Below are 25,473 nucleotides of genomic sequence, written 5' to 3'. Positions count from 1 at the left end.
GCGAACCCGAGGGCCGTCCCTTTCGCCAACGTGCTCTGGCGGCGAGGAATTGGCGGGTTTGTTGGCCCTCAGGACACGTTGGGCGCTCGCCGGTCAGCAGATGTGGGCGGCTCGTCGTCGTCGCGTTGCGGCTCGACGCCCTTATACACCGCGAGGTAGACGTCGACGGTCGTGACGATCACGATCATCAGCACCGGACCGATGATGATGCCCCACGGGCCGAACATGCCGATCCCGGCGAACACCGACATCAACATCAGCGCCGGATTCAGCCGGGCGTCGCGCGGAACCAGGATGGGCCGCAGAAAGTTGTCGACGTTGGTGACGACCACCAGATGCCACAGCACCACGAACGCGCCGCCGATGATGTTGCCGAAGAACATCATTCCGATGCCGAACGGAATGGTGACGATGCCGCCGCCCAGCGGAATGATCGACAGCGCGGTCAGCAGAATCGCGAAAATGAAGAAGCCGTGGTGGAATCCGGCGATATAGATGGACGCGGCACCGGCGACGCCCTGGAAAGCGGCTATGACGAACTGGCCGTTGACGGTGCCGCGCACCATCGAGCCCATCTTGTGCAGATACAGGTCCGTGACTTCCTCGCCCAACGGGTTGAGCTGGCCGATCATCGTCCGCAGCTTGTCGCGGTTCACCAACAGCGCGATGAACACGTAGAGGAAGATGATCGCCGACGTGACGGCGCCGGCCACGCTGCCGGCCGCGTTCTGCAGCACGTGCAGCAGCCACTGCCCGACGTTCTGCGCCACCGAGATCATCGCCTTGCGCAGCATCTCGGGCGTTACGGTGGTGTGCAGGAACGGGACTCGGGACAGCACGTCGTTGACCAGGTGCAGCGCCCGCTCGCCCAACGTGTTGGGATCGGTCGCTCTCACCCACTCGGCGACGTGGTCGATCATGCGGGCGATCTGAGCGACGGCCAGCGCCGCGACGGCCGCGACGGGCACGATCACCACGGCCAGCGCCGCCAACAGCGTGAGCGCGGCCGACAGTCCCGCGCTCATCCGCTTGCTGAACCAATTGAACAGTGGCGTAAACAGATACGCGCCGACGGCGGCGACCACGATGAGGACGAAGTAGTCGCGCAGGAAGTACGCACCGAAGAGCAGGGCCACGATCGTGAAGATCGTCAGGGCGCGTTTCTGCGTGGGTGTGAACTCGGTGTTCATGTGCGTCCCCCGGGGCAGGCTACTCCGGCGGGGGTGCGGTGACGACGGACGCCAGGTGCGGCTTGGCCGCCGCCTTGACCTGCTCGAAAAGGTCGCAGTAGTAGGGCAGGCACTCTTCCATGGCCTGCTTGGTGGTGAACAGCGGACGGTAGCCCAGATCGCGCTCCGCCTTGGCGATGGAGAAGTAGTTGTCCAGGTAGAGCCGTTCCACCGCAAGGGGTTCCAGCATGGGCTTGGGGAACTTCAACTTGAAGTGCAGCCATTGCCACAACAACATCACGTCGCGCACCAGCCGGCCCGACACCCGGATCTTCGGCCACGGCTGGCCGCATGCGGTGACCACCGGCCGCGCGAACTCGAACATGTTGATCGGCTCGCCGTCGTTGATGAAGTATGCCTGCCCGGGCGCGGTCCCACCTTCCACCAGGTGCTCGCCGGCCAGGATGAAGCCGTGGATCAGGTTGTCCACGTAAGAGTTGTCCAGCTTGGCGTTCTTGTCGCCGATCAGGAACTTGACGTGGCCGGCCACCACGCTTTCGAACATCTTGCGGAACATCGTCTGGTCACCGCGGCCCCAGATGCCGCTGGGCCGGATGGAACAGGTCAGCAGGCCGTCCACGCCGTTTTGCGACAGCACGTACTTTTCGGCGACCACCTTGGTCTCGGTGTACAGGTCGGCGAAGCGCTCGGTGTAGGGCAGCGTCTCGTCGCCGCCCGAGATGGGTTGTCCGCCCATCACCACGCTGTTGGACGCCGTGTAGACGAATCGTTTGACGCCGGCCTTCTGGCCCGCGTGGATCAGGTTCTTGGTGCCGCCGACGTTCACCGAGTAGCTGCGGTTGCGGTATTCCTCGGTCACCTGCGAGCCGCCCATCAGCTCGATGACGGCCGCGGTGTGGATGATCGTGTCGATGCCCTCCACCGCCGCCGCGCAGACGGCTTCGTCGGTGATGTCGCCCTGCAGTACCTCCAGCTTGGGATGCTGGGGCAGCGGCGACGGCACGCGGTCGAAGGACCGTACCCGGTGCCCGCGGTCGAGCAGCGCGGTCACGAGGTTGGCGCCGACGAAGCCGGAGCCGCCGGTCACGAGGACATTGCCGAGTTCGGTTGTCAGCGATGCATCACCCATAGTGTGCGAAGCATAGTCGAGAAAAACTGAAACGTGTTCCAGTTTGGATTGGAACTTTTCATCGGGCCGACGCCGGTCGCTGCGCGGGTCAGTCCTCTTCTGCCTGGCCACCGGCGAGCGCATCCGCAACCCGCTGACGCGCCCCGGCTAAATGTTCCTCGCACCTTTTCGCGAGTTGTTCGCCACGTTCCCACAGTTTCAGCGAAGCGTCGAGATCGAGCCCGCCCTGCTCGAGCTGGCGGACGACTTCGATCAGTTCGTCACGGCAAGCTTCGTAGCCAAGCTGACTAATGGGCGTAACCTCGCCAGCTTCACTCATCGGTTTGTCCCTCACTCACGGCCGACACCGCGCCGTCGGCGACCCGCACCCGCAACCGGGTGCCCGCGGGCGCGTCGTCGACCGAACGCAGGACCCGCATGGCCGGCACCGTCTGCACCACCGCGTAGCCGCGGGCCAGTGTGGCGGCGGGGCCCAGGGTGGCCAGCCGCGCGCCCAGATGGCCCACCCGCTCGGTCTCGGCGGTGACCAACCGGGTGATGTCGCGGCGGATTGCCGAGCGTGCGCGGTGGATCTCGTCGGCGCGCGCCGTCAGCGCCGTCAGCGGCGCCGCCAGCACCGGGCGGCTGCGCAGCTGGGTCAGCGCGCGTTGCTCGCGTGCCACCCAGTTGCGCAGGGCCTGGGCGCTGCGCCGGCGCAGGTCGTCGACGAGGCGCTGTTCGGCGGCGGTGTCCGGGACCACCTTCTTGGCGGCGTCGGTCGGGGTGGCGGCGCGCAGGTCGGCGACCAGGTCGCACAGCGGGTTGTCGGGCTCGTGGCCGACCGCGCTGATCACCGGGGTGTGGCAGGCCGCGATGGCGCGGCACAGCGTCTCGTCGGAAAACGGCAGCAGGTCCTCCACGCTGCCGCCGCCGCGGGCGATCACGATCACGTCGACGTGGGGGTCCGCGTCGAGTTCGCGCAGCGCGTCCACGATCTGCGGGACGGCGTTGACGCCCTGCACGGCGGCGTGGCGGATCGCGAAACGCACCGCCGGCCAGCGGGCGGCGGCCACCGAGGTCACGTCGTGCTCGGCGTGGCTGGCGCGGCTGGTGATCAGTCCAATCGTGTTGGGCAGAAACGGAATCGGCCGTTTGAGGCGCGCGTCGAACAGGCCCTCGGCATCGAGCAGCCGGCGTAGCCGGTCGATGCGGGCCAGCAGCTCTCCCACGCCGACGGCGCGAATCTCGCTGACCCGCAACGAAAACGTGCCGCGTGCCGTGTAGAACGACGGCTTGCCACACACCACGACCTGAGTGCCCTCGCTCAGCTTCACCGGCGCGCTCTGCACCAGGGCGCGTGAGCATGTCACGGTCAGCGACATATCGGCCGCCGGGTCGCGCAGCACCATGAACACCGTATTGGTGTTGGGCCGCATGCTGATCTGGGCCAACTGCCCCTCAACCCAGACGGTGCCGAGCTTGTCGATCCAGCCCGCGACGCGGACGGCCACCGCGCGAACCGGGAACGGGTTCTCGGGCGAATTCGCCTCGGCGGCTCGGGTCACTTCGCGGTCGCGCGGGTGATCCTGTTGGCGAGCAGCGTCTGGAACGGGGCGCGGGCCTTGGTGGCCTGTTCGTAGGCCAGCAGGGCTTCGAGTTCGTCGACATGCAGCGACTGCAGCCTGGCCCGCAACTGGGCCAGCGTCAGCGACTCGTAGCCGAGTTCGGTCGCCACGGCGGGCTCCGGAACCGACGGCTTGGCCGTGGACTTCTTCGACTGCTTGTTTATCGGCTGCGTCGGCTCGTCACCGGCGGGCGCATCGGATACCGAGTACAGGGCAAACCGCCCCTCGGCGCGGCGCTCCCCGTCGCCGACCTCCGGCAACGCAGACAGGCCCTCGCCGGCGGGCAGGTCCTCGTCGAACGTCGCCCACTCCGGCTGCTCGTCCTTCGGCGGGAAAATCGACTCCAGGGTGCTGTCGCCCTTGATCACCAGCTCGGCCAGGTTTTGCTGAAAACGCATCACCAAATGCGCTGCCTGGCTGGCCAATGTCATCGGATACATGAGGATGGTTTTCGGCAGCTTGATCGTCTCCTCGACGGCGACTGTCGCCGCGCCGACCAGTAGCCGAACCCCGTACGGTGCAGAAGCCATGGCCCCCAGCCTGCCCTAAGCGGCGGATAACTCCAAGCCGACCTGCGGATAGACCGCGACGTCCGTGGCTCGGGCGTCAGGTCACCAGTTCGTATTCGACCTGCAGCAGCTCGTAGGTTCGGACGGCCCGCAGGTCGTGGGTGAGCAGCGTCGTCCCGAGGGTTTTTGCGGTGAATCCGACCAGCGCGTCGTAGGTGACACCGCCGGTCACATTGTGCGCGGCGAGGTAGTCGATCAGGCTGCGATGCGATCGCGGGTCCAGCGTCAGGTATTCGGCGGATGTGACGTCGGCCAGGTATGCGTGAACGACGGCAGCCGCTACGCGATGCGGTGGTGGCAGGCGCGTCAGCACGGAATAGGTTTCCACCGCGGTGTGTGCGATCAGGTGAACGCCCCGGTTGAGGGCGCGTACCGCGGACGGGTGCGCTTCGTGCCAAGTCGCGAAGCCGGCAACGAGAACGCTGGTGTCGGGCGCGATCACCGCCGGATGCGGTCTAGCGTGTCGCGAACGATTTCGTCGGTCAACGGGGGCAGCGGCCTGTCCGGCCGCGCAACCAGGATCGACCCTTCCCGAACCAACTCGACGTCCGTCGGCACTGGTTCGATCTCGATTCGCCCGTCTCGCTCTGTGATTTCAACCTGTTCGTTCGCGCGTAAACCGAGGCGATCACGAATCCGCTTCGGGATCACCAACCGCCCTGCCGCGTCGATGGTTGTTTTGATGGTAGAAAAAATACCATCGGCGGCCGACGCAACGTCGGTAACGCGCGCCACTAGTAAGTACGCTGGACGTCATGCCCACCACTGTCGACATCGGTTTCCCCGGCACCACGGGTTCGGTCGACGGCCCAATCCGCAAGCGGGTGCTGCTGGCGGAGCCGCGTGGCTACTGCGCGGGCGTGGATCGGGCCGTCGAGACGGTCGAGCGCGCGCTGGAGAAGTACGGCCCGCCCGTCTACGTGCGCCACGAGATCGTGCACAACCGCCACGTGGTGGACACCCTGGCCAAGGCCGGTGCGGTGTTCGTCGACGAAACCGACCAGGTCCCCGAGGGTGCCATCGTCGTGTTCTCCGCCCACGGCGTCGCGCCGACGGTCTACGCCGCCGCCGCCGAACGCAACCTGCAGACCATCGACGCCACCTGCCCGCTGGTCACCAAGGTGCACAACGAGGCCAGGCGCTTCGCCCGCGACGACTACGACATCCTGCTGATCGGCCACGAAGGCCACGAGGAAGTGGTGGGCACCGCCGGGGAGGCGCCCGACCACGTGCAGCTCGTCGACGGCGTCGAGGCCGTGGACCGGGTGACGGTGCGCGACGAGGACAAGGTGGTCTGGTTGTCGCAGACCACGCTGTCGGTCGACGAGACCATGGAGATCGTCGAGGGCCTGCGCCGGCGATTCCCGAAGCTGCAGGACCCGCCCAGCGACGACATTTGCTACGCCACCCAGAACCGGCAGGTCGCGGTCAAGGCGATGGCACCCGAATGCGAGCTGGTGATCGTCGTCGGCTCACGTAACTCGTCGAACTCGGTGCGGCTGGTGGAGGTGGCGCTGGGTGCCGGATCGCGCACCGCCCACCTGGTCGACTGGGCCGACGACATCGACCCGACATGGCTAGAGGGGGTCACCACCGTGGGTGTCACCTCGGGCGCGTCAGTCCCGGAGGTGCTGGTCAGCGGCGTGCTCGAGCGGCTGGCCGACTGCGGTTTCGACGTGGTGCAGCCGGTGACGACGGCAAACGAGACGTTGGTGTTCGCGCTGCCCCGGGAGATCCGGAAAGCGCGCAAGGCTTAGACGTCGTATTCCCAGGACTCGGCCTGGGGTCGCCGCGGCGTGCGCGGACGTGCCCGGCGTTCGCCGCGAGGCTCTTCCCGACGGTCCTCGCGTGCCGCGGACCCGCGGTAGCGGACCTGGGAGATCGGGTGGTGCGGCGGGTTGGCGCTGGGGCCGCCGGAGCGTCGCCGGGGCGGGTCGTAGCGCTCGTAGGGCTTCTCGTATCGGTCGAACGGCTCGGCCGACGGCTCGTAGGCCTCGTACGGCTCGAAGCGGCTGCCGCGCCCTGCCGGCCGTTCGCGCTCGTAGGAGCTGCTGCGGCGCCCGTACGGCTCGCGACGGCTCTCTCGGGGTGGCTGGGTGCGCGGATCCGGTTCCCCCTGCGGCCGCGGCCGGCGGGACCGCCGGGGTGGGTCGGCGGGGTCGAAATCGCGGGCCGGCGGCGGATTCCTGCGGCGCCGGCGCTCGGCCGTCGGGTCACCCTCGTCGGGCTCGGCCGTCCGCGAATGCCGGGAACGGGTCCGCGTCGAACGCTCCGACGGTCGGGCGCCGCGCGCCGTACGACCCGACTTCGCGCCGGTCCTGGCCGTCCGGCCCACCGTGTGGCTCGCGGGTGCGTCGGCCGAGGAAGCCGCGTCGGCCTGGTCTTCGTCGTCGTCATCGGGGCCGCTGAGCAGTGACGACAGCTTCGCTCCGAGGCCGCTGAGGAAGGACTTCGACTCGGAGCGCGATGCCGTCTCTGCCGTCTCGCCGGCCATATCGTGCGACATCCCGAAATACCACCGGATCAGGCCGATCAGCAGCACGACACCGGCGGTGCCCAGCATCAGCGGGAAGCGCTCGATCAGCGGATAGCCGCAGTTGATGAGGAGGTCCTTGATCTTCGTGGTCTTGCCGCCGTGGAACAACCAATAGGCGCCCGGCACCGCGCAGAACAGGATCAGCGGCGGCTGGATGACCGCGGTGAACACGCCCGACTGCCGCACCGCCAGCACCGCGAGCACACAACCGGCGATGTAGCAGACCGCGAAGACGTGGGTCAGTTCCTTGTGGCCAGCGTCGATGGCGTACCCGAGGATCGTCGCGGACGTCGCGATGAGCAAAGCCGCCCACCACGGCACACCTAGAACGTTGGGGAGGATCGAGCGGTGGGCAGCCTCTACTGCCGACCTGTCCCGCTGCGCTGACACAGTAGAACCGTACCGGCAATGGGCCCAAAGACTCGTAAATACCTTGTCAAGGCGAGGGCGTGGCATGTATGCGCCCCGCCCATCCGTATCGGCCGGCCCGGCCGGCGAGCCTTAGACTTGGTTCCCCGTGAGCCTGAGCCTGGGAATCGTTGGTCTGCCCAACGTCGGAAAGTCGACGTTGTTCAACGCGCTGACCCGCAACAACGTGCTGGCGGCCAACTACCCGTTCGCCACGATCGAGCCCAACGAGGGCGTCGTTTCGCTGCCCGATCCGCGGCTGGACAAGCTTGCGGAGCTGTTCGGCTCGGCGCGCGTCGTCCCGGCGCCGGTGACGTTCGTCGACATCGCCGGCCTGGTCCAGGGCGCGTCCGAGGGGGCCGGCCTGGGCAACAAGTTCCTGGCCCACATCCGCGAATGCGACGCCATCTGCCAGGTGGTTCGGGTGTTCTCGGACGACGATGTGACGCATGTCTCGGGGCGGGTCGACCCGCAAGCCGACATCGAGGTGGTGCACACCGAGCTGATCCTGGCCGATCTGCAGACCCTGGAGCGCGCCCTGCCCCGGCTGGAGAAGGAAGCCCGTACCAACAAGGAGCGCAAGCCGCTCTACGACGCGGCGCTGTCCGCGCAACAGTTGCTGGACGGCGGGACGACGCTGTTCGCCGCCGGGATCGACACTTCGCTTCTGCGTGAGCTGAACCTGTTGACCACCAAGCCGTTTCTCTATGTCTTCAACGCCGACGAGGCGGTGCTGACTGACGCCGCCCGCATCGCCGAGCTGCGCGCGCTGATCGCGCCGGCGGACGCGGTGTTCCTGGACGCCGCCATCGAATCCGAGCTGATCGAGCTTGACGACGAGTCCGCAGCTGAGCTGTTGGAGTCCATCGGACAGACCGAACGGGGCCTGGATGCGTTGGCACGCGCGGGATTTCACACGCTGAAGCTGCAGACGTATTTGACGGCCGGCCCAAAAGAGGCACGGGCGTGGACAATTCACCAGGGCGACACCGCACCCAAGGCCGCCGGAGTGATTCACACCGACTTCGAAAAGGGCTTCATCAAGGCCGAGATCGTTTCCTACGACGATCTGATCGCTGCCGGATCGATGGCCGCCGCCAAGGCGGCCGGAAAGGTCCGGATGGAAGGCAAGGACTATGTGATGGCCGACGGCGACGTGGTCGAGTTCCGGTTCAACGTCTAAAGGTGCAGGTCAGCCCTGGTCTACCGGTTCTCGGTCCGCAGTTGGTCCGCAGCGCTGGCCGTCGCGTCGGCAAACATGCCCGCCGCCGCCTTGCGGGTCCGGTCCTCGGCCTTCGGCCACCTATGCGAGTACGTGTTGAGCGTGACCGTGGCTGACTTGTGGCCCATGGCGCGCTGCACGGTCACCACGTCGCACCCGGCCGCGATCAATCCAGAGGCGTAGAAGTGGCGCAAGTCGTGAAGCCGGTAGTCCACACCGGCCTTCGCCTTCGCCTTCGCCCAGAGGTAGCCCACAGAGTTTTGGTGCAAGGGATGCTCACCCTCGCCGGGGAACATCCACCTGTTCGGATCATCGCCGGGTACGTGGACACGGACGTGTTCGGCGAGAAGTTGAATGAGTTCCTCAGGCGCATAGATGGTGCGATTGGAGCCGTACTTCGGTGGGCGGATCTCCACTTGCTTCCCGTTGGCCCGCTGCACCTGCCGGTCCACGCGGATCTCCTTGCGGATGAAATCAACGTCCGAGACTTTGAGCGCGGCAGCCTCACCGAGGCGCAGACCGGCGAAGGCGCATAAGCCGATGAACGCCGCGAACTTGTCGTGAGCGTCCCGCAGAAGTGCACCAACTTCGCCAGCTTCGGGGATGATGAGTCCATCATCGTCGGCACCTTCGGGCCGATTTACGCGGGGAAGCCGAACGTTCAGCGTCACGTCGAACGGGATGGCGCGGTCTGCCAGCGCGGCGCGGATGACGGTGCGGACGTTGTTGAACCGGGTACGGATAGTGCTTGGCTCTAAACCTTTGTCCTGCATGGCCTTCACCCAAGATTGGATATGGGATGGGCGAATGCGCTCCAATTCGGTGTTGCCGAAGGTGACTGATCCGGCGGCGAGGTTCATCGCCTTGACGGTGCCGCCCGCCCATGGCTGATCGGCGGACCATTGTTTGTAGAACTCGCTGAATAGCGTGTGGCCGTTGCGGTTTGCGTACTCACCGCGCGCCACGCTTTTCAGGTGGGCCTTAGCCGCGCGTTCGCTGGCGAAGCTGGCCGAGCGTTCCTGGCCGTCGTCGTCCACCCAACGGGCGCGGTACTGCCTGCCCTGCCCGTTGCGGGGTTTGGGCTGGCCGTCGCGGTCATACCAGCGGTTTTCCACGTATCCGATGGCGCTTGGCAGGCGTTTAGTGCTCATAGCGGCGGATAGTACGCCCGGCCGCAGGGCCGGGGATGGCGGTTTGGCCGCTGGCTGGCCCGTAGGCGGCTCCGGGGCGTGCTCGGGTATTGCCTATTCACCCCGAACAGTTCCGGCCCGCTGCGCCGCAATCCAGCCGTCCACATCAGAACGGGCATAAACGACGCGGCGACCCAATCGGTACGATTTCGGTCCTTTGTTTTCGTGACGCCACCAACGCAGCGTTGCGACTGGTGTACGGATGTAGGCGGAAACTTCCGCTGTGTTCATCTGATCGTTCATCTTGCTTTTCCCCAATGCGGGGGCGGCGACATTGCTGATCGGCCCCGCCCCATTCAGCCAATCCTATCCGCCGGTGTCCGCCACCCACCAGGGGACACGCCAAGAGAAGCATAGATACACTAACTAGTGTGGGCTATTACAACTTAATAAACACCTGAGAGATTTGCAGACCGGGAACATAGTTCCACCCGCGCGGCGTTGGAAATGCCGAAGATCAATCGCCAATACAAGAAAGACCCGTATGAACACTGCCCTTACCCCTGTCCAACTCAGAGAACTTGCCAGACTGCTTAGCGCCGAGAATCTGACCGAAGCTGAGACGCTAGAGATGGTCAAGTTAACCAAATTGGCGTATGACGCGAAAGTGCCCGTCAACCAGCTAAGCGCAATGGCGACTCCGGAGGGTGGATTCTTTGGGATTCACCGCGAACACTTAGAACGGCCCGACGCCGTGAAGGTGTTTAAGGACGATAACGGCTGGAGTGTGTTCGTACGGATCGACGGACCGTTCCCGGTTCGGGAGTTAGCGAACGGGTCGTCTAAACTGGTCGCCGCCGATTTGGCTGATGTGGCGACAGCGAGAAGTTGATATGGAACTGCAGGCCGGGCATACACTTTGTCCCGGCCTACCTTTCCGCTTCGCGTCCACGCCGAAGGCGTGCAATCACACCGTCGTTCAGCAACATTCGGGTTATTTCCCGTATTTTGGACAGACCTCGCTTAAGGGGAGGTACCGCATCAGTTCAACGCCGCGCCAACATCCCAAGTGTGGAATATATGGTTATCTCGCTCACCCTTCGGGTACCGCGACCATGTTGGTCGCGCTTCCGTTTTTGGTGGCTTGGGGGAAACGCGCGGAGGCATCCACTGACCCTCTATCCATAGCGTAACACGTAAAACCTTTGCCGATGACTTTCACCAAAACTCTTTCTGGCGCAGAACAGGGCTTAAGCTGGATTTAGAAAGAGCAGTTTGTGTTTGAGATGGGTGAAATAAATGCACACATGTCCGACCTGCGGACGCACCGGCACGCTGTCCGGTGACGTGTTGATGTTCGTGCGCCACAACGGCCCGGTGCGCGCCGATCAGGTCGCAGAACAGTTCGGTGTTCCGAAGTGGCAGGCCGCACGTACGCTCTGCCATCTGGCCGACCGTGGATTCATCGGCCGCCTGCGCCGTGGCGTCTATTCGGGTGACCTTGAATTGCGCCGCCGGGTGTTACTTGAGCAGCTCGAAAGGTTGACCCCGGCGTGAGTGCATCCGTGGCGGTTGACGCATTTCGTACGGAATGGCAGGCGGCAGCCAAACGGCGCGGCATCAGCGCGCCGCTCCCGACAAACTGGCAGAACACCCTGCACGGGTGGATCGGCAAGGGTATGCCGACGTTCGACTTGGTAGACCTCATCCCGGCCGCGATGAACAGACACGTTGCAAATCCGTGGCGCTATTTCTGCGGCGTGGTGGACAACCGCATACGGGTGCGTCGCGGCTTCCGGGAGTTTGAGCGGAACCGCAGATTGGTGCTAGCCGGTGAAACCTACCGCTCGCACCGCCAGTCCGATTGGCGCAGGCGTGGCCGGGATGGTACCTACGTTGATTCGGGTCGGCACCTATGACCGGCGTCTGTGTCGAGTGCGGTGCCGCCGTGGCGTGGTTGGCGACTCTCTGCCCCCGGTGCCAGGCAGCGAGAAGAACAGAAACAACTCCGCGACTGGATTAACGACAATGGCTAGGGTCACCTTCAGCGACGGCACCGCGCTGGACGCCGAAGATGTCCGCGTAAATGCCGACGGGTCGGTGGCGGTCACCACCGACAAGCGCATCGGAATCTTTGAGCAGAACACCGTGGTGTTCGTGTACCAGTACGCGCCCGACTGTTTCGATAACCCGTACGTTGTCAAGAAAATCAAGCGGTGCCACGGCGCTGACGTGGACGCCTATGTTGAACGACATAAGGCGGCGAACAAGTGATTGACGCCGCCAACCTGTTGCAGCCCGACCCCAACAGCATCGTTGTCAGCTATCACCCCCGCCACGGTGGAGACGATGCAGTCAGTGTGCAGTTCGATGACCCCGAACTTGGTCGGCATGTGGTGGTGTTCACCCCGAAGGTCGCCAAGCATTTGGCGACGCTGTTGCAGACCGCCGTCACATCACCGCGTATCGGTGCGGTGGCCGATCAAATCCGGTCAGCCCAACGGGACGCGTGACAGTGACACAACGGATTTGGGCCTTGACGGCCACGCTGAGACACGTTTCCGCGTGGCGCGGTAGAACATACCGGCCAGCACATTTCAGCCCATCAGAAGGCCGCTGAGACGATGACGTTCGGATGGCGGTTCTGGCGCGTGACGCACGGCGGTGAACTTGTCTCACCAGTTCGGCGAGCCGTCCTGCCCGCCGATGGCGTGCTTGTCGCTGAATGCGGCGACGGCCACGAACCGCCCGAGATCGGTTGTGACTGCGGCATCGGCTACTGGCCCACACAGAGGGACGCGGAACTCGCGGTCGATCTGCTCGAACTATTTCCGCAGGGACGGACATCGGACGCGGCAATCACCATCGGCACCACCGAAGGCCGGATACTCCCCGATGAGTTCCCGCGACGGTGGGCACTCCGATATGTCGGCGGATTTGTAGGCGGCAACGTGAATCTTGCCCCGGCAATGCGGTGCAACACCTACCGGGTGCAAGCCATCCTCACCCCTTGGCCCCACCGACTCCGGTATGCGGTGCCCGTCATCCGTGGCACAGAACTAGCGAAACTTCAGGAAGCAATACAGAAGTGAATATCGTTGACGGCGTTACTGTCTCGGTGTACCGAGGCCCGAGAGATCGCGTCGGAGACAAGACAGACACCCTCATCGGCACAATCGAACAGTGCGTACTCGACCATAAAGTGAGCGTCGGGCAATACACCGACGGCGGCCGGTTCGCGGAAACCGCTGTGCTGGAAACGATTCTATGGGCACCAACCACCGCTGCCCTGAAACTCGAAAACCGCGACAGAGTGACCTTCGACGGTGATACGTACCGCGTTGTGGGGAAACGGATTTGGGACAACGCTCACCCGGCCACCGGAATGCGCTACTCGCACTATGCCGTACAAGTCGAGTCGGTGATGTGATGGCGAAGTCCTGTATCCGGTGCGGACAACTCGGCGAATCACCATGCGCCACATGCAAACCCAAAACACGCTACCGGCCCACCAAATCCGCCAGGGAACGCGGATACGACTACGAACACCAGAAGCTATCCAAGCGGGCCAGAGCATTGCAGCCCTTCTGCCTACTCTGCGGTGCAACCGAGGATTTGCAACTGCATCACACGCCGGAAGCGTGGAAGCTACATGAACAGGGCACGCGGCTCACGATGAAACACGTTGAGGCCGGCCTACTTTCAGTAGTCTGTCGACTGCATAATGCCCACCTTGGGCCGGCGCGACAGCTCAGCCGAAACATGCTGGCAAACAACAGATTTCAGCATATCAACGAGCCTGATGGGTATAAGGCAGGTTGATACGGAGGCTAGCAAACGAGTTTGCTGGAAACAACGGCGGGTCCAACCCGGCAAAAATGCCCCTGACCTGCATGTTTAGGGCAGGCAAGCCCGTCAAGGGTGGGGAGATGACCTGCCAGCAAACAGAACCCAACTCGCGAGCGAGGCGACTTGAAGAATAGATAGTTACTTTAATTAGAGGCGCTAACTACTGAAATACGTTGTGGCAAAACGCATTTTGGCCAAATCATGCGCCTTGCTGTCCGCAGAATCCGCCGACTTGCGCGCACACTGCAGACCCGAATAACTAAGTAGCACAACAGGTTTAACGAAAATCAGAGCAGGACCGAAACCGCGAGTAGATGACTCGCCAATTCCCTTTAATCCCAGGGGCTTACCGTCCCGGCAGTTCGAAGCATTCTGCCGGGAATTTCTGGTTGTGCCCAAGGGCCACGGCTCCCAGCAAACTTTCGTTTTGAGGCCCTGGCAGCGGGATTTAGTGGCGTCCGTGCTGGACAAACCCCAGCAGCCACGTCTCGCCGGGTGGATGATGCCACGCGGGAACGGCAAATCTACCCTGCTAGCGGCTTGGGCGGTCTGGCATCTATTCGTCGCGGGGCAGGGTGCCACGGTGGTGATCGTAGCCGTTAGCCGTGAGCAAGCCGGGATTTTGTACCGGGCGGCGCGCCGCATGGTGGAGCTATCGCCGGCCCTGGCGTCCCGGTGCCAGATAGGCCGGGAGAAGCTGTATATCCCCCGCACCGACGCAACACTTGAGTGTTTACCGGCAGAGCCGAAAGCACTTGAGGGGCTCGATTATTCGCTTGCGCTATTGGATGAGGCCGGAGTTGTTGACCGGGCATCGTATGAAGTGCTGGCGCTGGCGCAGGGCAAGCGGGAAGTGTCCACCCTGATCGCCATTGGTACCCCCGGCCCCGACCCCAGCAATTCGGTGTTGACCGATTTGCGGAATATGGCGGCCGAACTTGGCGACGACTACGTGGTCTGGCGCGAATTTTCCGCCAACGATTTCCAGCACCACCCGGTGGACTGCCGTCACTGCTGGAAACTCGCCAACCCGGCCCTTGGAGATTTCCTGGCCGAGGACGCCATGGTCACGCTCGTTAAATCCACGCGGGAGAACACTTTTCGTAGGGCAAGACTCTGCCAATTGGTGAATGACACCACCGGCATGTTTCTACCCGCCGGGATTTGGGACGGCTTGGATACCGGCCGAGGCATCCCCAAGGACTCCGAAGTGATTGTAGCCCTTGATGGCTCATTCAGTGACGACAGTACGGCCTTGGTTATCGGCACCGTAGCCAAAGAACCGCACTTCGATCTGCTGGGTATCTGGCAGAAGCCGCCCGATGATGACGGCTACCGGGTGCCCATCGCCGAAGTAGAGGACCGCATACGCCAAGCGTGCAAAGACTTCAAAGTGGTTGAGCTGGTTGCTGATCCGTGGGGTTGGTCGCGGACTCTGCAAATCCTTGAGGCGGAAGGCTTGACGGTGGCCGAGTTCCCGCAGTCCCCGACCAGGATGGTGGCGGCAACTACAGACTTATACAACGCGGCCACCAACGGGACGATGAGCCATTCCGGCAACCCGGTATTGGCCCAGCACATAGGCAACGCAATAGCTATCGCTGATGGGCGTGGTGTGCGCATTGCTAAAGCGTCCCGGTCAGTGCACGCCCGCAAGGTGGACGCGGCAGTCGCGCTGGTGATGTGTCATTCCCGGTCAACGTGGCACGCCACAAAACGCAAACCCCCTAAACGCTATGCCTCATTTGCGAATTGAACAGAATAGATGAACCAAGACTTACTAGTTTCGCTACTTCAAGCCCTTGACGCTCCGCAGTACCGCTACTGCCAGTTGGAGAGCTACTACACCGGGACACAACCGCTTTCATTCCTGAGTCCCGAAGCCAAGACGGCACTGGGCACCCGGTTTGCCCGCATGGCGTCGAATATCCCCCGACTGGCGGTCACCAGCTTGGCCGAACGCCTGCGGATTACCGGCTTCGCCGGTGCCGATGTGTGGGCCGATTGGTTGCGGTTGGACTTGGACCAGTTGTCGGCCGCCGCACACCGCGAGGCCCTGCTGTTTGGGCAGTCCTTTGTCATTGTGTGGGCCGACTCCACCGGCAAACCGTTGGTGACAGTGGAGTCTCCCAAGCAAGTCGCTGTGATCTGCGACCCTGGCACGCGGGTAGTCACGGCGGCGGTGAAACGGTGGCGCACCCAAACGACAACCGAAGCCGTCGTCTATCTCCCCGATGAAATCATTCGTCTGCGGGCAGATACACCGGGCGCGGCAACTGCGGGCTTCTACGTGGTCGAGACGCTGGATAACCCGCTGGGCGTTGTTCCCGTGGTGCCGCTGCGCAACACCGATCTGATTTCGGTGTGGCGTCCCGACGCGAACGGCGCCACCGACACCGGGCACTCGGAGATTTTCGACCTTCAGCCATTGGTGGACGGCTTGAACAAGGTGCTGGCCGACATGATGGTCAGCTCCGAATACGTCGGCAGACCGAGGCGTTGGGCTACCGGAATTGAACTGGTTGAGAAGCCGGTGACCGACGATGACGGCAACCCGGTCTTGGACGACGACAGCAATCCGGTGATTGAAACCGTGTCTCCGATTCCCGAGGGGGATCGGCTGATGGTGGCCGAGGAAGCCACGGCCAAGTTCGGCCAGTTGGACGCCGCCGACCTACGCGGCTACTCCAACGCCGTCAACGTGCTGCTCACTCAAATCATGGCGGTGTCTGCTCTCCCGGCCCATTACGTCGGGGTGATGACTCAGGCCCCGACTAGTGCCGATTCGATCCGCGCCAGCGAGGCATCGTTGACCGCTAGGGCCGAAGCGCGACAGCAGACGTTCGGGCGGGCTTGGGAACAGGTGGCACGGCTTCTGGTGGCGGTGCGTGACGGTGTTGATCCGGCGACGGTAGAGGTTCGGGTGCAGTGGGCCGACGCCAGTACCCGCAGCGTCGCCGCCGAGGCCGATGCCACCGTGAAGTTGTTTCAGGCGCAGTTGCTTCCCCGCTCGTATGCGCTGGCGAAGCTGGGCTACTCCGCCGACGAGATAGCAGCGATCAGGACGGCTGTAGCGGCCGACGCGGCGGCCGTGACCAATCACACCAACCAACCCGAGATCGGCCCGCAGATCGCGAATCAGGGCCACAACTAAGGCACAACCATGGACACCGACACGACCAACACCGAGATAACCACCTTTACCGCCGACACTGCACCCGATACGGCTGATGAGACGGTGGAGACGGTGGAAACCACCAACGCCGGGGACACCGGAGACGCCGACACGGCCGACGCCGACACATTCAGCCGCGTCTACGTCGAGAAGCTCCGTGAGGAGAATGCGAAGCTACGGGTGCGCGCCCAACACACGGACGAACTTGCCCACCGGTTGCACCGGGCGTTGGTGGAGCAGACCGGCCTTTTGGCCGACCCGTCAGACTTGGACTTCGACCCCGAACACCTAGACGATGGCGGCAAGCTGACGGCCGCGATTGATACGCTGCTTTCGACTAAGCCTCATCTGCGGTCACGAACACCTAAAGGTGATGTGGGGCAAGGCAATCGGGGCACCTCGGAATCGCCGGCCAATTTAATGACGATCCTCAAATCGTTTGTGTAGCAAGGTAAAATCAAGGTAGGTAGTAGCGCCGGGTGCGCTCCCTGCTCTGACAGTCGTCCGGGTGACGAAACGTCAATCACCTGTTGATATTTCGTTTCCTTTAGGACGCATTCATGTCTATTGAAGTTACGTCTGGTAACTCCACTCTTTTGCAGTCGCAGGTAGCGCAGCTACTTGTCCAGCCTCTTGAACAGGCTTCGACTTTCCTGGCCGCTGGCCCGGTCATCATCGACTCGAACGACAGTGTTCGTGTTCCGCGTATCGCCAGCGGTGTGACCGCCGGATTTGTGGCCGAAGGCTCCCAGATCAGTGACGGTGATGTTGCCTTTGACGAGGTGACCTTACTGCCGTCCACCCTCAAGAGCCTTAAGGTTCTGGTTAGGGTGAGCAATGAGCTCATTCGTCAGAGCGTTGTCGGGCTGGAAGTTGTGCTTCAACAGCGGCTTATCACCGATGTTGCCAATGCTCTGGACGCCGCATTGTGGGATGGCGCGGGCACGTCGAACACCATTAAGGGCATTCTGCGGGCCAGCTCTATTGCCACCGGCACACTGGATTTGACCGACGCCGACAGCCTGATCGACGCTATCGCCGCCGCGCAGGGCAACAAGGTCAACCCAACCCACTGGGTGATGACTTCGGGCAGCTTCGCCGCGCTTCGCAAGCTCAAGATTGCCAACCCCGGCGAAACATCGGATCAGGACTTCCGACAGTATCTATTCGACCCCAACACTATCCAGAACGGCACCGCGTTCCAGTTGTTCGGCCTGCCGGTCATCATCACCGACAACATCCCCGCAGTCTCCACAAAGAAGCGGGTTGCCCTGGTGGACATGTCCAAGGTGGTTGTCGCGCGTGACGTTGACTCGGAAGTCAAAATCCTTGACCAGACTTGGGGTGATTACGATTCGGTGGGTATCCGCGTGGTCACCCGCTTCGACGTTGCCCTGTTGCAGGCAAAGGCTGTCACACTGCTGACTGAGGCGTAAATGGCGCTGGCCGACAACGTAACCGATCTGTTGGGCACTTCCCCCGACGCGGGACAAGTGACCCAAGCACTCGCGGTCATCACCAGCATGGCGAAGGCATACACCAGATCGGTGGGCTTCGACTCCGATGGGGCACCCAACGATGAGATTGCCGCCGTGATCTGCGCCGCCACATGCAGGCTATTACGGAATCCCGGCCAGTTGAGTGTTCGCGAGGAAATGGGCACTCTGGTAACAGATTTCCGCGGCGGCTTCACCGGGTGGAGTATCCCGGAGTTGGCGGTGTTGAACCGCTACCGGGTCACCGCAACATAACTCGATTCTTCCCCGGCCTGTTGGCTTTCATTTCGCTCACCAACGGGCCGGGGGCACAGCTTGGCCGCGCCATAGTCGGTCAGGACACCGCCCAGTGATGGGCGGGTTTCCATGATCCACCGCCCCCTGAGGCGGGGAACTTGTAAGTCGGGCACCGCCCCTCTTGGTTATCCCAAGGGGGGCGGTGTTTTTCATGGGTCTAGTTCGTCGTCCCACACTGCAAGGTCAAGCCGGTCTAGGAACGCCCGAATGTCGTCATCGGCGGGTTTCCTGCCGTCCAGCACTGCGCGGGGTATCCACGCCAGTTCGTCGGGCAGGTGGTCGGCTAGGTATGCGAGCGCGGCAAGTTCCATGTGGGCATCGTCACCCCGCGAAATTCGGCTGTCAAGCACGTTATCGTGGGCTATTACCGAGAGCTGCAACAAATTTCATGCTGGAGGCGGGATGTCCTCATTTTTGCACGGTTGGTCATCGTCACCCTTCTTTCCAATCCTAGAAATAGTAGTTGTTACCTTCAGCCACAAGGTTTTAACGGATTTGTTGCCCCAGCGGAAGTAACTAGGGATGCCATCGAACAACCAGCGGAAGAATCTATCTCCCGCGTACTGCACCAACGTCACCGGCAGGGCCAATTCAGGTGAGAGCCGCTCCTCCGCGAGATATGCACGTACCACGGCGGTACGCTCGCGGTGGCCGATGCGGCTAATGAGCGTTGCCCACAAGAACGCAACCACCACAAGAAGCGCCAGTCTCCCCAACGGGTAGTGATGCGCGATGGCAACAGCCGTGCCAACACCGCCGAGACCCGAAACTATGAATGAGGTCCAAGCACCGATAAACGCGGACTTCATGCGGTATTCGATTGGCAACATCGCGGCCCGGTTCCCCGCGTAACGCAACAAGACGGCCTTCGCCTCCGACGTGTCGGGCAGCTTCTCCGCAATCTCAAGGTCTTGGAGAATTTGCACCCGCACATTTCTTCGCGCCAGGGCGTTAGCGATGTACGCGGCGGCCACGGTCGCCGTTCCCGCGATGAGCGCCGCGCCGATGGGAACAACCCACTGCGTCACGCTCATCGGTCGAGTCTAGGTTTTAGGCCGCTGAGAGGGCCGCAGGGACACGAACATGCCGGGGTTGCGCCGGTCCGCACCCGGTCCGCAGTTGGTCACGTATGGGCCGCCTGGGTGGATTTGGGTAAGCCCTGGTCAAGGCTATGTTTCCGGGGTTTCCACAGAACCGCCAACGTCAACAAACGCCCAGTTGGAAGTTCCGGTTCAACGTCTGATCGAAGAGCAAGGCGAAGTAGAGGTTTGGCTCAACGCGGACAGGGACTTCATTGTCTCGGCGGGCATACTTCGGCAGGGCCTGTTCATCACCGCAAGGGTGTTCGGATGAGAGCGATCGCGGAGATACCACGCGTCGGCCGAAACTGTTGCGGCGAAGGCGGTGAACGCCTTCTAGCGAGAATGGGCCCGTGGAAACGAACGCCACGGCGACGATCGTCTGAGCAGTCAAGAAGAGATCGGCGAGGTATCTGTCCGAGCACCGCAGTAACTCCGCGCGCACGACGAGTGGCGCCCGCCGCTCAGGCCAGCGGGAAGACAATTCCCGTCAGCTCTTCAGAGATCGCCCACAACCGGCGTTGGGCCGCGACATCGTGCGACGACGCGCTTGAGGCCACCACCTTGGGATAGCCGCGCTGTTCGGCGAAACCGCCGGGGCCGTAGTACTGCCCGCCGATCACGCCCGGATCGGTTGCTGCGCGCAATGTCGGTAGGGCGCCCATTGCAGCGCTCTGGAAGAACGGCCGCATGAGGCGCACCAGGGGCGGTGAGTTGCTCACGATCTCGGTCTTGGAGCCTCCGGGATGCGCGGCAACGGCGATGGTGTTCGTGCCCTGCAGGCGTCGCTGCAGCTCGTAGGTAAACATCAGATTGGCGAGTTTGGACTGGCCGTACGCGTCCAGGGGTCTGTAGTTGCGGTCCCATTGCAGGTCGTTGAAGCGGATGCCGCTGCGGGGGAAGCGATGGCCTGGGCTGCTGACGGTCACGATCCGCGAGCCTGGGGCCTTAACGATCCGGTCCACCAGCAGGCCGGTGAATGCGAAGTGGCCTAGATGATTGGTGCCAAACTGTAGTTCGAAGCCGTCCCTGGTCGTGGACTTCGATCGTGTCATCACGCCCGCGTTGTTGATCAGCAGGTCGATGGTGTCGAGCTTGGACTTCAACTCGTCGGCCGCTGCGCGCACAGAGTCCAACGAGGCCAGGTCAAGCTCTTGGATCGCCACGTTGGCACCGGGGTGAGTCTCCGCGATTAAGTCGGCGGCAGCCTTGCCCTTGCGAAGATTACGGACGGCGAGCACCACTTGTGCGCCTCTCGTCACGAGGGCCGTGGCCGTCTCGTAACCCACCCCAGCGTTGGCGCCGGTGACAACGGCCGTGCGGCCTGTCTGGTCGGGTATGTCGGCGACGGTCCACTTGCCCATGACTCACTCCTACGACGTTTCGAACCGGAAGGGCGCTCCGTTCGATTGGCCCCCAGACCGGCGCGCGGCGCCGATTCCGGAGATACCAACCCTGGCGATCAGGACCTCCGGATGCCTGAAGGGCGGTGTGGTCACGGCGAATTCTCCTCGGAGGCGAACGGCCTTGCTGACCATGGTCCCGTCGGCGGGCACCCGTTACCAATGGCACTACTGCTCAACATCGACCTATGGATGGTGCACAATGCACCACCAGCTGTACGGTGGCGGTGTGCCGTGGCCGCTGCCGTCCGCTCGCGTGGGGGACTTGATACGCCGGGGCGCCGAGATCGTGCTCAACGCTCCAACCGCGTGGCTGGAGGAGTTGGATCGAGCAACGCTGGCGGCCAACCCGCAGATGGCCGAAGACCCCGAGCTGGCCGCCGCAGCCAGTCGCACCAATCGCGCCAACCTGCTGGTGTGGGCGTCGGCCAATCTCCGCGACCCCGGCGCGCCTGTGCCCGCCAATCTCGGCTCCGAACCGCTGGCCATTGCCCGCGACCTGGTGCGACGCGGTCTGGATCAGTACGCACTCGACGGCTACCGGGTCGGGCAGAACATCGCCTGGCGGCGATGGATGCAGATCGCGTTCACCCTGACCGACGACCCCACCGAGTTGGCCGAGCTACTGGACGTCACCGCCCAATCGATCGCTGGCTTCATCAACGACACCATCGCCGGCATCAACGCTCAAATGCACAGCGAACGCGCCGAACTCACTGGTGGCTCGCAAGCCGACCGCCGTGAAGTGGTTGCCCTAATCCTCGACGGCGCCCCCATCGGCCAACAACGCGCCGAGCAGCGACTGGGCTACCGGCTCACCGGTACGCATACCGCCGCCGTCGTATGGACCGAACAACCCGAAGTCGACGCCCGCCGACTCGACCGTGTCGCCGAAGCGATCGGGCGCGCGGCCAACACCCGGCCCTTGAGCATTCTGGCCAGCACCGCCACCCGCTGGGTCTGGGTCAACGCGACAAACTTGGGCACCATCGACGAACTGCGGGAACTGGTCAAAGCCTTTCCTGACGTCCGCGCCGCCATCGGTCCGCCTGGCGCCGGAATGGAGGGCTTCCGCCGCAGCCACCTCGACGCACTCACCACCCAACGGATGCTCGCTCGACTGCACTCCACCCAGCAGGTGGCTGCGTTCGAAGACGTCGAACTCGTTGCCCTGCTGACTAACGACCCTGACGCCGTCGACGCGTTCATCCGCCGCACGCTCGGCGGACTTGCCTCTGCCAACGCTGAGTTACGAGCCACCGTAGCCACCTTCATCGCCGAACAACACAACGCGTCCGCGGCTGCTGAACGCCTTCACCTGCACCGCAACACCCTCATGCGCAGGATTGCGCGTGCCGAAGAGCTTCTACCAAACCCATTGCGCGACAACGGTACTCACGTAGCCGTGGCCTTGGAAATCCTGCACTATCAGAACCGTAGCCTCGCAGAGCTGATCCGATAACCCGCCTCGGTGCCGGTCTTACCGATCGAGGGTTCAGGTTCCGGGGAGGGCCGGGGTCGGGGCGGGGTTCAGTTCTCCCGCCAGCGCGATGCGCCAGTCGCGTGACCTGACCCGGCGGCTCAGCCGTTGGCCGCAGGTTGAACCGACGGCTTGGGGGAGCTCGACGGCGGCGCGCTGGGGCCGGGCGGGACCTTGCCCGGGACCGGAGGGGCGGTGAGGGAGCCGTATTGGGGGCAGTAGGCCTGGATCGCGGCCCCCGTGAAGTAGGCGGCGTTGAGCGCCGGCCAGTTGGTGGCGTTGGTGACCTTGGCGATCAGATCCGCGTTGCTGGTGTGGGGGTTCTCCTTGAGGCTGCCGCAGACCACAGTTTTCGCGACCTGGATTGCCTTGTCGGGTGGGCCGTAGTCCATGCCCGAGGTGCCGAGATTGGTGATGAATGCGTCGTCGGTGGCGTCCGCTAGAGCCGGTGCTGCAAGCCCGACGGCAAGGACTATCAATGCGATGACCCTCACCAGCATGGCGATATCCTCCCGGTGAATTCAGCGGCGTTCGGTGACCAGCCTGGGAAGTCACCACGAGATGCCACGCCATTTTAACGAGCAGCCCGAGCTTGCGCCTGCCGCCGCGGGAGCCCACGGCGTTAGGGTTGAGCAGTGGTCACCGAGGGCGGTGCCGGAGTCGACCCGCGAGCCGCCGAGTTCGACAGGCGCGCTCGGGCAATCTCGCGGCGCGAAGATGAGCTCTCGAGACGAGAGCGCGTCGCTGATGAACGAGACCAGGTCGCCGATGAGCGGGACCGAATCGCGGACGATCGCGAGCAGTCCGCGGACGACCGCGAAATTAGTGCGGACATCCGCGAGGGTGCCAGTGAGCAGCGCGAGCGCGAACGACTGCAACGGGTCGACGACCGGAAGCTGCGCGGGGAAGCCGCCGCCATGCGGGAGACGGCTGAAATCAGGCGGGCCGTGGCGGAAACCCGGCGAAGTCTCGAAGAAGTCCCGTCGTCGCCGGATGAGGGGGCGGCGTCCGGCAACCTGCCTGCGAATCCGCCACCAGGTCCGACACCGTCGTAGGAGCCGCGGGAAACGGACCGGCCAGGCGCTAGAGGCCGGGGCCGATCGATCCGCATTTCACGTCGTCGCCGCCCACGCCGCGCTGAGGTTGGAATTGCCACTTGCCTGAAACCGGTCGGGGGGAAATTCTTGGCAGATGGCGACTGCAAGGCAAACGAAACCGTGGCTGCAGCGGTCTGCGCGCGTGTTGGTGGGCGGCGGGTTGGCATTGTGCGCGCTTGGACTGGCCGGTGGACCGCCGGTTCAGGCGGCCCCGGCGCCCGGCAATCACTGGTGTCCGGGCGATCCATGGAACCCAGGCTGGGGCACCGTCTACGACTGGGACTGGAATCGCTGCCATGACTGGCAGGGCCCGCCGGGTCGAAGCGGTCCGGCGGGGTGGGGACCGTGGGGTCCGCCGCCGGGGTGGGCCCCGCCTGCCCCGCCGCCAGCGCCCTGGGCGCCGGGGGCGCAGCTGATGTGGAATCCGACGGCCCAGAATTGGGGATTCTGGAATAACGCGATATGGACTCCGATCTAGCCCAAACGCCGTCGGGAAACGACGTGGCTGTGGCCGGCGTGGTAATTCAAAATTGAGCTCATGGACAGTCGTGAGCGCGCGTCGGTGACGATTGATCTCTCCGCCGACGAGGCGGTCGTGCTCTTCGATTGGCTCGCACGGACGACGGACGCGGGCGAGCCGGTGCCATTCGCCGATCAAGCGGAGCAGCGGGTGCTCTGGGATTTGGAATGCATGCTCGAACGGGTGCTGGTCGAGCCGTTGTCCGCCCGCTACACATCCTTGCTGGAGGCGGCCCGCCGTGCCGTTCGTGACGAGGTGACCGAGTAACGTCGTGCGTGTTGCGGGGAGGGGGCACCATGCGGTGGCGGGGCGTCAGCCACCTGGAGTTGGCGGTGCTGGACTACGGCGACTCCATCGCGTTCTACGACGCGTTGTTCGGCTGGCTCGGATACAGCAGCTTCTCGTCGCTGAACATGGAGTACCAGTCGATCTACTACATGACGCGATATGCCAACCCGCACAGCTACATTGGCATTCAGCCGGCCCGCACCGGGGGCAGGCTGACGCACGGCGACCAGGCCGTCGGGATCAATCACGTTGCGCTGTGGGCGCGTAGCCGAAAAGAGGTCGACCGCTTTCATCGTGAATTCTTGATCGCGTGCGACATTCCCGTCACCGACGAACCCAAGGAATACCCGCAGTACTGGCCGGGCTACTACGCGGTCTTCTTCGATGACCCCGTCAACGGGATCCACTGGGAATTGGCGTGGGTGCCGAAAGTCCCTACGCCCCGGCAAGTTTGGTCGTTCTATCGCGCACTGAGAGGTTTCGCTCGAAGCAGGGCGGATCTGGCTGACACGGTCGTCGGCGTCACCTGGCAGGCGCGGCGAACTCTGCCGCGCCGTTGAGCGGCAGCACCGGCCTGATCGGCATAAAGAAATCGACAAGGATGCCCCAAGAAAGCATTTAGGCGCCTATCGGACTCTGGTGTCACGGGAAACACCCCAAACACCTACAGACAGAAGGAGTCCCAAATGTTCAACGACCGCTTCCGCAAGTTCGCCGTCACCGCTGCGGCCGCCGCCACCCTCGGCTTGGCCGGCCTGGCCGCCGCTTCCACCGCCTCGGCCGACCCCAACTACGGCGGCGGCGTCGTCGGCGGCCCCAATGGCGGGCACGGCACGGTGCACTGGAACGGCACCCACCCGGGTCACGCCACCGTCAACTGGCACTGACATCACCGCCAGCGCCGGTGGCCGTTCGCGAGATCGGACGGCCACCGGCGTTTTCGCGTGCCCGACGGCCGCCGGCGACTTCCGCCCGATGTGACACCGTGCGGTCAGCAATCG

Annotated in this window: 34 protein-coding genes; 20 read left to right on the top strand and 14 right to left on the bottom strand. The window is 63.7% G+C overall.

The window, feature by feature from the left end; all coding sequences use genetic code 11:
* Nucleotides 1–68: 68 nt before the first annotated feature.
* From AC5Y5V_RS21310 to AC5Y5V_RS21280, 7 genes are all read right to left on the bottom strand, one after another.
* On the bottom strand, nt 69–1,190 hold the full coding sequence (locus AC5Y5V_RS21310; RefSeq protein ID WP_499939555.1) for an AI-2E family transporter: 1,122 nt from the start codon (nt 1,188–1,190) through the stop codon (nt 69–71).
* Nucleotides 1,191–1,209: 19 nt separating this feature from the next.
* On the bottom strand, nt 1,210–2,319 hold the full coding sequence (locus AC5Y5V_RS21305; protein WP_499939553.1) for a 3-beta-hydroxysteroid dehydrogenase: 1,110 nt from the start codon (nt 2,317–2,319) through the stop codon (nt 1,210–1,212).
* An 88-nt stretch (nt 2,320–2,407) separates the two neighbouring features.
* The gene (locus AC5Y5V_RS21300) at nt 2,408–2,638 is read right to left on the bottom strand and encodes an exodeoxyribonuclease VII small subunit (protein ID WP_499939551.1); all 231 of its coding nucleotides are present in this window, start codon (nt 2,636–2,638) and stop codon (nt 2,408–2,410) included.
* Complete coding sequence (gene xseA / locus AC5Y5V_RS21295) at nt 2,631–3,863, bottom strand: exodeoxyribonuclease VII large subunit (RefSeq protein ID WP_499939549.1); 1,233 nt, start codon at nt 3,861–3,863, stop codon at nt 2,631–2,633. The genes AC5Y5V_RS21300 and xseA overlap by 8 nt, the downstream gene beginning before the upstream one ends.
* Nucleotides 3,860–4,453 (bottom strand): lipid droplet-associated protein, encoded by a 594-nt coding sequence (locus tag AC5Y5V_RS21290; RefSeq protein ID WP_499939547.1) that lies wholly within the window; start codon nt 4,451–4,453, stop codon nt 3,860–3,862. Before AC5Y5V_RS21290 ends, xseA begins: the two co-directional genes overlap by 4 nt.
* A 76-nt stretch (nt 4,454–4,529) precedes the next feature.
* The gene (locus tag AC5Y5V_RS21285; RefSeq protein ID WP_499939545.1) at nt 4,530–4,934 is read right to left on the bottom strand and encodes a type II toxin-antitoxin system VapC family toxin; all 405 of its coding nucleotides are present in this window, start codon (nt 4,932–4,934) and stop codon (nt 4,530–4,532) included.
* Nucleotides 4,931–5,176, bottom strand: a complete 246-nt coding sequence (locus tag AC5Y5V_RS21280; RefSeq protein ID WP_499939700.1) for an AbrB/MazE/SpoVT family DNA-binding domain-containing protein — start codon at nt 5,174–5,176, stop codon at nt 4,931–4,933. The genes AC5Y5V_RS21285 and AC5Y5V_RS21280 overlap by 4 nt, the downstream gene beginning before the upstream one ends.
* A gap of 71 nt (nt 5,177–5,247) precedes the next feature.
* On the opposite strand from AC5Y5V_RS21280, the gene AC5Y5V_RS21275 reads away from it, so the two are divergent.
* On the top strand, nt 5,248–6,249 hold the full coding sequence (locus tag AC5Y5V_RS21275; protein WP_499939542.1) for a 4-hydroxy-3-methylbut-2-enyl diphosphate reductase: 1,002 nt from the start codon (nt 5,248–5,250) through the stop codon (nt 6,247–6,249).
* Here the strand turns inward: AC5Y5V_RS21275 and AC5Y5V_RS21270 are convergent.
* Nucleotides 6,246–7,418 (bottom strand): DUF6542 domain-containing protein, encoded by a 1,173-nt coding sequence (locus tag AC5Y5V_RS21270; RefSeq protein WP_499939539.1) that lies wholly within the window; start codon nt 7,416–7,418, stop codon nt 6,246–6,248. The two genes, AC5Y5V_RS21275 and AC5Y5V_RS21270, sit on opposite strands and share 4 nt — an antisense overlap.
* A gap of 127 nt (nt 7,419–7,545) precedes the next feature.
* Between AC5Y5V_RS21270 and ychF the strand changes: the two genes are divergently transcribed.
* Nucleotides 7,546–8,619 (top strand): redox-regulated ATPase YchF, encoded by a 1,074-nt coding sequence (ychF, locus tag AC5Y5V_RS21265; RefSeq protein ID WP_499939536.1) that lies wholly within the window; start codon nt 7,546–7,548, stop codon nt 8,617–8,619.
* Between the two features lie 20 nt (nt 8,620–8,639).
* Here ychF and AC5Y5V_RS21260 read toward each other — a convergent pair whose 3' ends face one another.
* Entirely contained in the window at nt 8,640–9,809 is a 1,170-nt protein-coding gene (locus tag AC5Y5V_RS21260; RefSeq protein ID WP_499939534.1) for a tyrosine-type recombinase/integrase, read from the bottom strand.
* A gap of 93 nt (nt 9,810–9,902) precedes the next feature.
* Nucleotides 9,903–10,079: a helix-turn-helix transcriptional regulator gene (locus AC5Y5V_RS21255; RefSeq protein WP_499939696.1), complete on the bottom strand. Its 177-nt coding sequence runs from the start codon at nt 10,077–10,079 to the stop codon at nt 9,903–9,905.
* A 253-nt stretch (nt 10,080–10,332) separates the two neighbouring features.
* Here AC5Y5V_RS21255 and AC5Y5V_RS21250 point away from each other — a divergent pair, with 253 nt between their 5' ends.
* From AC5Y5V_RS21250 to AC5Y5V_RS21195, 12 genes are all read left to right on the top strand, one after another.
* Nucleotides 10,333–10,680 (top strand): hypothetical protein, encoded by a 348-nt coding sequence (locus AC5Y5V_RS21250; RefSeq protein ID WP_499939532.1) that lies wholly within the window; start codon nt 10,333–10,335, stop codon nt 10,678–10,680.
* Between the two features lie 461 nt (nt 10,681–11,141).
* A complete protein-coding gene (locus tag AC5Y5V_RS21245) occupies nt 11,142–11,345 on the top strand; it encodes a hypothetical protein (protein ID WP_499939693.1) in 204 nt (67 codons plus the stop codon).
* Nucleotides 11,342–11,707 carry a hypothetical protein gene (locus AC5Y5V_RS21240; protein ID WP_499939530.1) on the top strand — a complete coding sequence of 122 codons (366 nt, stop codon included), beginning with the start codon at nt 11,342–11,344 and terminating at the stop codon, nt 11,705–11,707. Before AC5Y5V_RS21245 ends, AC5Y5V_RS21240 begins: the two co-directional genes overlap by 4 nt.
* 109 nt (nt 11,708–11,816) lie before the next feature.
* On the top strand, nt 11,817–12,062 hold the full coding sequence (locus AC5Y5V_RS21235; protein ID WP_499939527.1) for a hypothetical protein: 246 nt from the start codon (nt 11,817–11,819) through the stop codon (nt 12,060–12,062).
* Complete coding sequence (locus AC5Y5V_RS21230; RefSeq protein ID WP_499939524.1) at nt 12,059–12,301, top strand: hypothetical protein; 243 nt, start codon at nt 12,059–12,061, stop codon at nt 12,299–12,301. The genes AC5Y5V_RS21235 and AC5Y5V_RS21230 overlap by 4 nt, the downstream gene beginning before the upstream one ends.
* Nucleotides 12,302–12,412: 111 nt before the next feature.
* Nucleotides 12,413–12,880, top strand: a complete 468-nt coding sequence (locus tag AC5Y5V_RS21225) for a hypothetical protein (RefSeq protein WP_499939521.1) — start codon at nt 12,413–12,415, stop codon at nt 12,878–12,880.
* Nucleotides 12,877–13,218, top strand: coding sequence for a hypothetical protein (locus AC5Y5V_RS21220; RefSeq protein ID WP_499939519.1), 342 nt, complete (start codon nt 12,877–12,879; stop codon nt 13,216–13,218). Before AC5Y5V_RS21225 ends, AC5Y5V_RS21220 begins: the two co-directional genes overlap by 4 nt.
* Before the next feature lie 879 nt (nt 13,219–14,097).
* A complete protein-coding gene (locus AC5Y5V_RS21215; RefSeq protein ID WP_499939517.1) occupies nt 14,098–15,393 on the top strand; it encodes a terminase large subunit domain-containing protein in 1,296 nt (431 codons plus the stop codon).
* A 9-nt stretch (nt 15,394–15,402) separates the two neighbouring features.
* Nucleotides 15,403–16,791 carry a phage portal protein gene (locus AC5Y5V_RS21210; protein ID WP_499939514.1) on the top strand — a complete coding sequence of 463 codons (1,389 nt, stop codon included), beginning with the start codon at nt 15,403–15,405 and terminating at the stop codon, nt 16,789–16,791.
* Between the two features lie 9 nt (nt 16,792–16,800).
* A complete protein-coding gene (locus AC5Y5V_RS21205; RefSeq protein WP_499939512.1) occupies nt 16,801–17,259 on the top strand; it encodes a hypothetical protein in 459 nt (152 codons plus the stop codon).
* Between the two features lie 113 nt (nt 17,260–17,372).
* On the top strand, nt 17,373–18,248 hold the full coding sequence (locus AC5Y5V_RS21200) for a phage major capsid protein (RefSeq protein ID WP_499939510.1): 876 nt from the start codon (nt 17,373–17,375) through the stop codon (nt 18,246–18,248).
* Nucleotides 18,249–18,563 carry a hypothetical protein gene (locus tag AC5Y5V_RS21195; protein WP_499939505.1) on the top strand — a complete coding sequence of 105 codons (315 nt, stop codon included), beginning with the start codon at nt 18,249–18,251 and terminating at the stop codon, nt 18,561–18,563.
* A 191-nt stretch (nt 18,564–18,754) separates the two neighbouring features.
* Here AC5Y5V_RS21195 and AC5Y5V_RS21190 read toward each other — a convergent pair whose 3' ends face one another.
* The 3 genes from AC5Y5V_RS21190 to AC5Y5V_RS21180 form a co-directional block, all read right to left on the bottom strand.
* Nucleotides 18,755–18,916 carry a hypothetical protein gene (locus AC5Y5V_RS21190; protein ID WP_499939500.1) on the bottom strand — a complete coding sequence of 54 codons (162 nt, stop codon included), beginning with the start codon at nt 18,914–18,916 and terminating at the stop codon, nt 18,755–18,757.
* Nucleotides 18,917–18,991: 75 nt separating this feature from the next.
* Entirely contained in the window at nt 18,992–19,639 is a 648-nt protein-coding gene (locus tag AC5Y5V_RS21185) for a hypothetical protein (protein ID WP_499939497.1), read from the bottom strand.
* A 509-nt stretch (nt 19,640–20,148) separates the two neighbouring features.
* Nucleotides 20,149–21,048 (bottom strand): SDR family NAD(P)-dependent oxidoreductase, encoded by a 900-nt coding sequence (locus AC5Y5V_RS21180; RefSeq protein ID WP_499939495.1) that lies wholly within the window; start codon nt 21,046–21,048, stop codon nt 20,149–20,151.
* 268 nt (nt 21,049–21,316) lie between these two features.
* Between AC5Y5V_RS21180 and AC5Y5V_RS21175 the strand changes: the two genes are divergently transcribed.
* Complete coding sequence (locus AC5Y5V_RS21175; protein WP_499939493.1) at nt 21,317–22,549, top strand: PucR family transcriptional regulator; 1,233 nt, start codon at nt 21,317–21,319, stop codon at nt 22,547–22,549.
* 119 nt (nt 22,550–22,668) lie between these two features.
* Here AC5Y5V_RS21175 and AC5Y5V_RS21170 read toward each other — a convergent pair whose 3' ends face one another.
* On the bottom strand, nt 22,669–23,067 hold the full coding sequence (locus tag AC5Y5V_RS21170) for a DUF732 domain-containing protein (protein ID WP_499939491.1): 399 nt from the start codon (nt 23,065–23,067) through the stop codon (nt 22,669–22,671).
* A 135-nt stretch (nt 23,068–23,202) separates the two neighbouring features.
* Here AC5Y5V_RS21170 and AC5Y5V_RS21165 point away from each other — a divergent pair, with 135 nt between their 5' ends.
* From AC5Y5V_RS21165 to AC5Y5V_RS21145, 5 genes are all read left to right on the top strand, one after another.
* A complete protein-coding gene (locus AC5Y5V_RS21165; protein ID WP_499939489.1) occupies nt 23,203–23,622 on the top strand; it encodes a hypothetical protein in 420 nt (139 codons plus the stop codon).
* A gap of 136 nt (nt 23,623–23,758) precedes the next feature.
* Nucleotides 23,759–24,142: an Mtp family mycobacterial-type pilin gene (locus AC5Y5V_RS21160; protein WP_499939487.1), complete on the top strand. Its 384-nt coding sequence runs from the start codon at nt 23,759–23,761 to the stop codon at nt 24,140–24,142.
* Nucleotides 24,143–24,202: 60 nt separating this feature from the next.
* A complete protein-coding gene (locus AC5Y5V_RS21155; RefSeq protein ID WP_499939485.1) occupies nt 24,203–24,451 on the top strand; it encodes a hypothetical protein in 249 nt (82 codons plus the stop codon).
* 29 nt (nt 24,452–24,480) lie between these two features.
* Nucleotides 24,481–25,032 (top strand): VOC family protein, encoded by a 552-nt coding sequence (locus AC5Y5V_RS21150; protein WP_499939483.1) that lies wholly within the window; start codon nt 24,481–24,483, stop codon nt 25,030–25,032.
* Between the two features lie 126 nt (nt 25,033–25,158).
* On the top strand, nt 25,159–25,359 hold the full coding sequence (locus AC5Y5V_RS21145; RefSeq protein WP_499939481.1) for a hypothetical protein: 201 nt from the start codon (nt 25,159–25,161) through the stop codon (nt 25,357–25,359).
* The last annotated feature ends 114 nt before the right edge of the window (nt 25,360–25,473 follow it).

The sequence above is a fragment of the Mycobacterium sp. NGS68 genome, from assembly GCF_059812195.1.
The sequence above is the reverse complement of the archived record's forward strand: the minus strand, read 5'-3'. Positions and strand labels throughout refer to the sequence as shown.

Bases quoted from the DNA above. Each gene is read 5' to 3' on its own strand.
- AC5Y5V_RS21305 (WP_499939553.1), bottom strand. From the start codon at position 2,319: ATGGGTGATGCATCGCTGACAACCGAACTCGGCAATGTCCTCGTGACC.
- AC5Y5V_RS21170 (WP_499939491.1), bottom strand. From the start codon at position 23,067: ATGCTGGTGAGGGTCATCGCATTGATAGTCCTTGCCGTCGGGCTTGCA.
- AC5Y5V_RS21155 (WP_499939485.1), top strand. From the start codon at position 24,203: ATGGACAGTCGTGAGCGCGCGTCGGTGACGATTGATCTCTCCGCCGAC.
- AC5Y5V_RS21150 (WP_499939483.1), top strand. From the start codon at position 24,481: ATGCGGTGGCGGGGCGTCAGCCACCTGGAGTTGGCGGTGCTGGACTAC.
- AC5Y5V_RS21290 (WP_499939547.1), bottom strand. From the start codon at position 4,453: ATGGCTTCTGCACCGTACGGGGTTCGGCTACTGGTCGGCGCGGCGACA.
- AC5Y5V_RS21250 (WP_499939532.1), top strand. From the start codon at position 10,333: ATGAACACTGCCCTTACCCCTGTCCAACTCAGAGAACTTGCCAGACTG.
- AC5Y5V_RS21245 (WP_499939693.1), top strand. From the start codon at position 11,142: ATGTTCGTGCGCCACAACGGCCCGGTGCGCGCCGATCAGGTCGCAGAA.
- AC5Y5V_RS21300 (WP_499939551.1), bottom strand. From the start codon at position 2,638: ATGAGTGAAGCTGGCGAGGTTACGCCCATTAGTCAGCTTGGCTACGAA.
- AC5Y5V_RS21190 (WP_499939500.1), bottom strand. From the start codon at position 18,916: ATGGAACTTGCCGCGCTCGCATACCTAGCCGACCACCTGCCCGACGAA.
- AC5Y5V_RS21260 (WP_499939534.1), bottom strand. From the start codon at position 9,809: ATGAGCACTAAACGCCTGCCAAGCGCCATCGGATACGTGGAAAACCGC.
- AC5Y5V_RS21275 (WP_499939542.1), top strand. From the start codon at position 5,248: ATGCCCACCACTGTCGACATCGGTTTCCCCGGCACCACGGGTTCGGTC.
- AC5Y5V_RS21205 (WP_499939512.1), top strand. From the start codon at position 16,801: ATGGACACCGACACGACCAACACCGAGATAACCACCTTTACCGCCGAC.
- AC5Y5V_RS21255 (WP_499939696.1), bottom strand. From the start codon at position 10,079: ATGAACACAGCGGAAGTTTCCGCCTACATCCGTACACCAGTCGCAACG.
- AC5Y5V_RS21225 (WP_499939521.1), top strand. From the start codon at position 12,413: ATGACGTTCGGATGGCGGTTCTGGCGCGTGACGCACGGCGGTGAACTT.
- AC5Y5V_RS21235 (WP_499939527.1), top strand. From the start codon at position 11,817: ATGGCTAGGGTCACCTTCAGCGACGGCACCGCGCTGGACGCCGAAGAT.
- AC5Y5V_RS21200 (WP_499939510.1), top strand. From the start codon at position 17,373: ATGTCTATTGAAGTTACGTCTGGTAACTCCACTCTTTTGCAGTCGCAG.
- AC5Y5V_RS21210 (WP_499939514.1), top strand. From the start codon at position 15,403: ATGAACCAAGACTTACTAGTTTCGCTACTTCAAGCCCTTGACGCTCCG.
- AC5Y5V_RS21185 (WP_499939497.1), bottom strand. From the start codon at position 19,639: ATGAGCGTGACGCAGTGGGTTGTTCCCATCGGCGCGGCGCTCATCGCG.
- AC5Y5V_RS21160 (WP_499939487.1), top strand. From the start codon at position 23,759: ATGGCGACTGCAAGGCAAACGAAACCGTGGCTGCAGCGGTCTGCGCGC.
- AC5Y5V_RS21180 (WP_499939495.1), bottom strand. From the start codon at position 21,048: ATGGGCAAGTGGACCGTCGCCGACATACCCGACCAGACAGGCCGCACG.
- AC5Y5V_RS21310 (WP_499939555.1), bottom strand. From the start codon at position 1,190: ATGAACACCGAGTTCACACCCACGCAGAAACGCGCCCTGACGATCTTC.
- AC5Y5V_RS21195 (WP_499939505.1), top strand. From the start codon at position 18,249: ATGGCGCTGGCCGACAACGTAACCGATCTGTTGGGCACTTCCCCCGAC.
- AC5Y5V_RS21145 (WP_499939481.1), top strand. From the start codon at position 25,159: ATGTTCAACGACCGCTTCCGCAAGTTCGCCGTCACCGCTGCGGCCGCC.